7 protein-coding genes are annotated in these 4774 nt (G+C 73.1%); 5 read left to right on the top strand and 2 right to left on the bottom strand.

What is annotated here, in order from left to right; translation table 11 throughout:
* Positions 1-270: 270 nt before the first annotated feature.
* The 4 genes from OZN99_RS25760 to OZN99_RS25745 are packed head-to-tail and all read left to right on the top strand — an operon-like array spanning position 271 to position 2863.
* Positions 271-1005: a class I SAM-dependent methyltransferase gene (locus OZN99_RS25760; RefSeq protein ID WP_270938092.1), complete on the top strand. Its 735-nt coding sequence runs from the start codon at positions 271-273 to the stop codon at positions 1003-1005.
* Entirely contained in the window at positions 1002-2075 is a 1074-nt protein-coding gene (locus OZN99_RS25755) for a glycosyltransferase family 2 protein (RefSeq protein ID WP_270938091.1), read from the top strand. The genes OZN99_RS25760 and OZN99_RS25755 overlap by 4 nt, the downstream gene beginning before the upstream one ends.
* Positions 2076-2083: 8 nt before the next feature.
* On the top strand, positions 2084-2434 hold the full coding sequence (locus OZN99_RS25750; protein ID WP_270938090.1) for a DMT family transporter: 351 nt from the start codon (positions 2084-2086) through the stop codon (positions 2432-2434).
* Between the two features lie 6 nt (positions 2435-2440).
* Positions 2441-2863: a DUF3574 domain-containing protein gene (locus tag OZN99_RS25745; RefSeq protein WP_270938089.1), complete on the top strand. Its 423-nt coding sequence runs from the start codon at positions 2441-2443 to the stop codon at positions 2861-2863.
* Positions 2864-2867: 4 nt separating this feature from the next.
* On the opposite strand, the gene OZN99_RS25740 is transcribed toward OZN99_RS25745, so the two are convergent.
* Positions 2868-3887: an LLM class flavin-dependent oxidoreductase gene (locus tag OZN99_RS25740; protein ID WP_270938088.1), complete on the bottom strand. Its 1020-nt coding sequence runs from the start codon at positions 3885-3887 to the stop codon at positions 2868-2870.
* 62 nt (positions 3888-3949) lie between these two features.
* On the opposite strand from OZN99_RS25740, the gene OZN99_RS25735 reads away from it, so the two are divergent.
* Positions 3950-4426, top strand: a complete 477-nt coding sequence (locus tag OZN99_RS25735; RefSeq protein ID WP_270938087.1) for a nucleoside deaminase — start codon at positions 3950-3952, stop codon at positions 4424-4426.
* Positions 4427-4439: 13 nt separating this feature from the next.
* On the opposite strand, the gene OZN99_RS25730 is transcribed toward OZN99_RS25735, so the two are convergent.
* The coding region (locus OZN99_RS25730; protein WP_270938086.1) for a hypothetical protein at positions 4440-4774 on the bottom strand (335 nt) is incomplete at its 5' end.

Raw genomic sequence — 4774 nt, 5'->3', positions numbered from 1 at the left:
GGGCGCGCAGCGCGCGGACGCGCATCGCCGGCAGCGCCAGGCTGGCGGCGAGCGGCGGGCCGCCTCGCTGGACCGAGCCTTGGGCTGCCTCGGCAGGCCGGGCTGGGATGTGTGTCTTCTGGGGGCTCATGCGGGTGGGCTGGCGCGCGGCCATCCTCGGGGCGCAGGGCGCATGTTGCAACCGCATTGCGGCGGTCCGGTGGCAGGGCTGCCCCGCGCCCGCCGCGCAGCCGCCTTGCCCTTGCCCCGGGCGGGCGCCACAAGACCGGCGTGGAGCCCGCCGAATACGACCTCATGGACGCCGCCGAGGAAGGCATGTGGTGGTATCGCGCCGCCCATGCCCGCGTCCTCGATGCGCTGCGCGAGCGGCCTGGCGCGCCGGGCCCGCTGCTGGATGCGGGCTGCGGCACCGGCGGGCTGCTCCGCCGCCTGGCGGATGCGCTGCCGGCGCGGGAGGCGGTCGGGCTGGACTTCATGCCCAGCGCCGCCCGTCGCGCCGCTGCGAAGTCCGGCCGGGCGGTGGCCGCCGGCGACGCCAACCGCCTGCCCTTCCCCGATGCCAGCTTCGGCGCCGTGGTCAGCATCGACGTGCTGTGCCACGTCGCGGTGGAGCCGGCGCGCGCGCTGGGCGAGATGCGCAGGGTGCTGCAGCCTGGCGGCACGCTCGTGCTCAACCTGCCCGCCTATGAATGGCTGCGCAGCGCGCATGACGCGCGCGTGTACAATGCCCGGCGTTTCACCCGCAGCGGCGCGGCCCGCCTGCTGCAGGATGCCGGGTTCGCCGCCATCTCCGGCCGCTACTGGAACAGCCTGCTGCTGCCCCTGATGGTGCTGCAGCGCAAGGTGCTGCAACGCCGCCCCGACGCGCCAAGTGACGTGACGCAGTTCCCTGCCTGGATCGATGCAACCCTGCACGCCGTGTCGGAGACGGAGCGCTGGATCGCCGGACATGGCCTGCCCATGCCCGGCGGCGGCTCCGTGCTGATGCTGGCGACCCGCCCGTGACGGAGATCACCGACGTGACCGAGACCCTCGGCCGGAATCCAACCGGCACGGCCGCCGCACCGGAGGCGGTCGGGCTGTCCATCGTCGTGCCGGTCTATCGCGGTGCGGCCACCGTCGGCGCGCTGGTCGCCGCGCTCTCCGCGCTGGAGCCGGTCGGCGGGCTCGAGATCATCCTGGTGAACGACGGCAGCCCCGACAATTCGGGCGAGGTCTGCCGCGCGCTGCAGAAGACCGCCACCGTCCCGCTCACCTATATCGAGCACGCGCGAAACTTCGGCGAGCACAACGCGGTGATGACCGGGTTGCGCCATGCACGCGGCGCCTTCGTGATCACCATGGACGACGACCTGCAGAACCCGCCCGAGGAGGTCGTGAAGCTCTACGACCATGCGCGGCTGGGCGGGTGGGACGTCGTCTATACGCGCTATGCCGTGAAGGAACATGAGGGCTGGCGCAACCTCGGCAGCCGCTTCGCCAACCGGGTGGCCGACCTTCTGCTGGACAAGCCGAAGGGGCTCTACCTCTCCTCCTTCCGCTGCATGTCGGCGCTCGCGGTGCAGGAGGTCACGAAGTATCGCGGCCCCTACCCCTATGTGGACGGGCTGCTGATGCAGGTGACCCAGCGCCTCGATTCCATCGAGGTCAAGCACCTGCCGCGCGCGGAAGGGCGCAGCAACTACACGCTGAAGCGCCTGGTGCTGCTGTGGCTGAACCTGGCGACCAACTTCTCCGTCCTGCCGCTGCGGCTGGCGATCGTGGCGGGCGTCGCAATGGGCGTCGCGGGGCTGCTCGGCGCGGTGCTGGTGATGGTGGAGGCGCTGATCGGCTACACGCCGTCCGGCTGGGCGTCGATGATGACGGTGACGCTGCTGATCGCCGGCGTGCAGTTCCTCATTCTCGGTGTGCTCGGCGAGTATGTCGGCCGCGCCTTCCTCTCGGCCAACGGGAAGCCGCAGGGCGTCGTGCGGGAGGTCCGCGGACCTGCCGTGCGGGAGGTGATCGCACTGCCCGCCGCCGCATCCGCGGCGTCGCAGCCGGGCGACGCGCCGCGCGTCCGCGCGGTCTCCTGAGCAGCGCGATGACCGCGGCCTGGATCACGCTGGCGATCGCGATCGCCACTTCGCTCGTCGGCCAGGTGCTGCTGAAGGTCGGCGCCTCCGGTTCCGTCGCGGCCTCGGCCGGGTTCCTGGACCAGCTGTTCCGCTGGCAGACCATCATCGGGCTGGGCGCCTATGGCGGTGCGGCACTGCTCTACATCATCGCGCTGCGCAAGATCCCGATGAGCGTCGCATTGCCCTGCACGGCGGCCAGCTACGTGGTGATCGCGCTGATCGGCTGGGCGGTGTTCGGCGAATCCCTCGGCGTCCAGAAGATGCTGGCGATCGGGCTGATCTGCGCCGGCGTGGTGCTGCTGGCGACGACGGCCTGACGCGCCGTGCGACTCCGGGCGCTCCTGCCGCTGGTGTTGCTGGCCGGCTGCGCCCTGCCCGCCGCGCCGCCGCCGACTGTCTCCGCCTGTCCCGCAGGCAGCCAGGCCGCGACGGTCGCGGAGGCCTATTTCGGGCGCAACGTCCGCGACCGCGCCGAGGTCAGCGAGGCCGAATGGTCCGCGTTCCTGGCGGAGATCGTGACCCCCGCCTTCCCCGACGGGCTCACCGCGCTGGATGGCCAGGGCCAGTGGCACAGCCGCGACGGGCGCATCCTGCGGGAACGCAGCAAGGTACTGGTGGTGGTGCTGCCCGGCGCCGACGCCGCGACCGCGCGGGCGCGGCTGCGCCCGGTGGAGGATGCCTGGAAGGCGCGGTTCCGGCAGGAGAGCGTGCTGACCGTGCTGCGCCCGGCCTGCATCGGCTTCTGACGCGCTACGCCGCCGCTGGCAGCGCGGCGTTCGCCTCCGCCAGCAGGCGGAAGCTCGCCTGGCGCGCGGCCGGGTCGTGGCAGGGTGTCAGCACCGCCACCTCCTGCGCGCCATGCGCGGCAGCCACGGCGGCGAGCTTCGCCACCACCTGCTCCGGCGCGCCGACCAGGGCACGCGCCCGCATCCGTTCGACCTGCGCGCGCTCGGCCTCGGTGTAGGGATAAGCCTCGGCCTCCTCCACCGAGGGCAGCGGCGGGAAGACGCCCTTGTCGCGCGACAGGCGCCAGAGCTCGCGGGACCGGAACAGACGCCAGGCCTCCGCTTCGGTCGAGGCGGTCAGCGCAAAGACGGCGACCGCGCCCTGCGGCGCGGCCAGGTGCTTCGAAGGCCGGAAGCCGTCGCGGTACAGCGCCATCGCCTCCTCGCTGCCGCGGCCATCCGTGATGAAGTGCGCGAAGCAGTAGGGCAGGCCGAAATAGGCGGCGAGCTGCGCGCCGAAATCGGAGGAGCCGAGCACCCACACCTCCGGCCGCGTCGGCCCCTCGGGCTGGGCGGAGACGCGGGCGAAGGGGTGGTTCGCCGGCAGCCCGTCGCCCAGCCAGCCCAGCAATTCCTGCACCTGCTGCGGGAAGCGGTCCGCGGCCTCGTTGGCGTTGGGGTTCAGCGCGAAGGCGGTGCGCCCGTCGCTGCCCGGCGCGCGGCCTACGCCGAGGTCGATGCGTCCCGGGGCGATCGCCTCCAGCACCTTGAACTGCTCGGCGACCTTCAGCGCGGAGTAGTGCGGCAGCATCACGCCCGCGCTTCCGATACGAATGCGCTGCGTTGTGGCCGCGATGGCGGCGATCAGGATCTCCGGCGCGGTCCCGGCGTGGCTGGCGCTGTTGTGATGTTCCGCCAGCCAGTAGCGGCGGTAGCCCCACTGGTCGGCCAGCTTGGCCAGCGCCAGCGTCTCGCGGATCGCCTCGGGCGGCGTGCGGCCGGAGGCCACGGTGGACTGGTCGAGGATGGACAGGGCGAGCGGCATGCCGGTACCTCCACGCTATCCATAAGGGGCGCCGGCGCGCCCCGTCGAGCCGGGGCCAGCCGATGTCATCCAGCGACGAAGCCTTCATGCGCCATGCCATCGCGCTGTCGCGCCGCGGCATGGAGGGCGGCGCCGGCGGTCCCTTCGGCGCGGTGGTGGTGCGGGACGGCGCCGTGGTCGCCGAGGGCTGGAACCAGGTGACCTCCACAAACGACCCGACCGCGCATGCCGAGGTGGTGGCGATCCGCCGCGCCTGCGCCGCGCTCGGCCGCTTCGACCTGCGCGGCGCCGTCCTCTACACCAGCTGCGAGCCCTGCCCGATGTGCCTCTCGGCCGCCTATTGGGCCCGGCTCGACGCGGTGGTCTACGGCAATGCGCGCGACCAGGCGGCGGCGATCGGCTTCGACGACGAGTGGCTCTACCGGGAGGTGCCGAAGCCGGTGGAGGCGCGGAGCCTGCCGATGCGACGCCTGCTTGCCGCCGAGGCGCTCGAGGTCTTCGAGGCCTGGGCGGCGAAGCCGGACAAGGTGCCGTATTGAGGCGTGGCACGCCTCAGGCCAGGGGATCGGCCTGAAGGCTCAGCGTCGCGGCCAGGAACCCCGCGAGGTCCGGCGTGGCGACGTCGTCCATGGCGACGGTCGTCGGCGCGGCCGCATCCGGCTCGGCGCCGCGGCGCAGAAGGCCCGGCGGCGTGTCGCGTTCGCCGTCCGAGGACGGCAGTGCAGCGATCAGATCGGCCAGGCTGTCGAGCACGGCGGCGAGCTCCGCGACCGCGCGGCCGGGTGGCACGTGGTCCGCCATGTCAGCGGCCTTGCCGGGCCGATCCTCGGGCGCCGTCGGCGCGGCCTCGGCCACCGCGCGGCCGGGCGGCACCTGGTCCGGCGCGT

Source organism: Falsiroseomonas oryzae (assembly GCF_027856955.1).
Taxonomy (GTDB): domain Bacteria; phylum Pseudomonadota; class Alphaproteobacteria; order Acetobacterales; family Acetobacteraceae; genus Falsiroseomonas; species Falsiroseomonas oryzae.
Note: the sequence above shows the minus strand (reverse complement) of the source record. Positions and strands in the feature narration are given on the sequence as shown.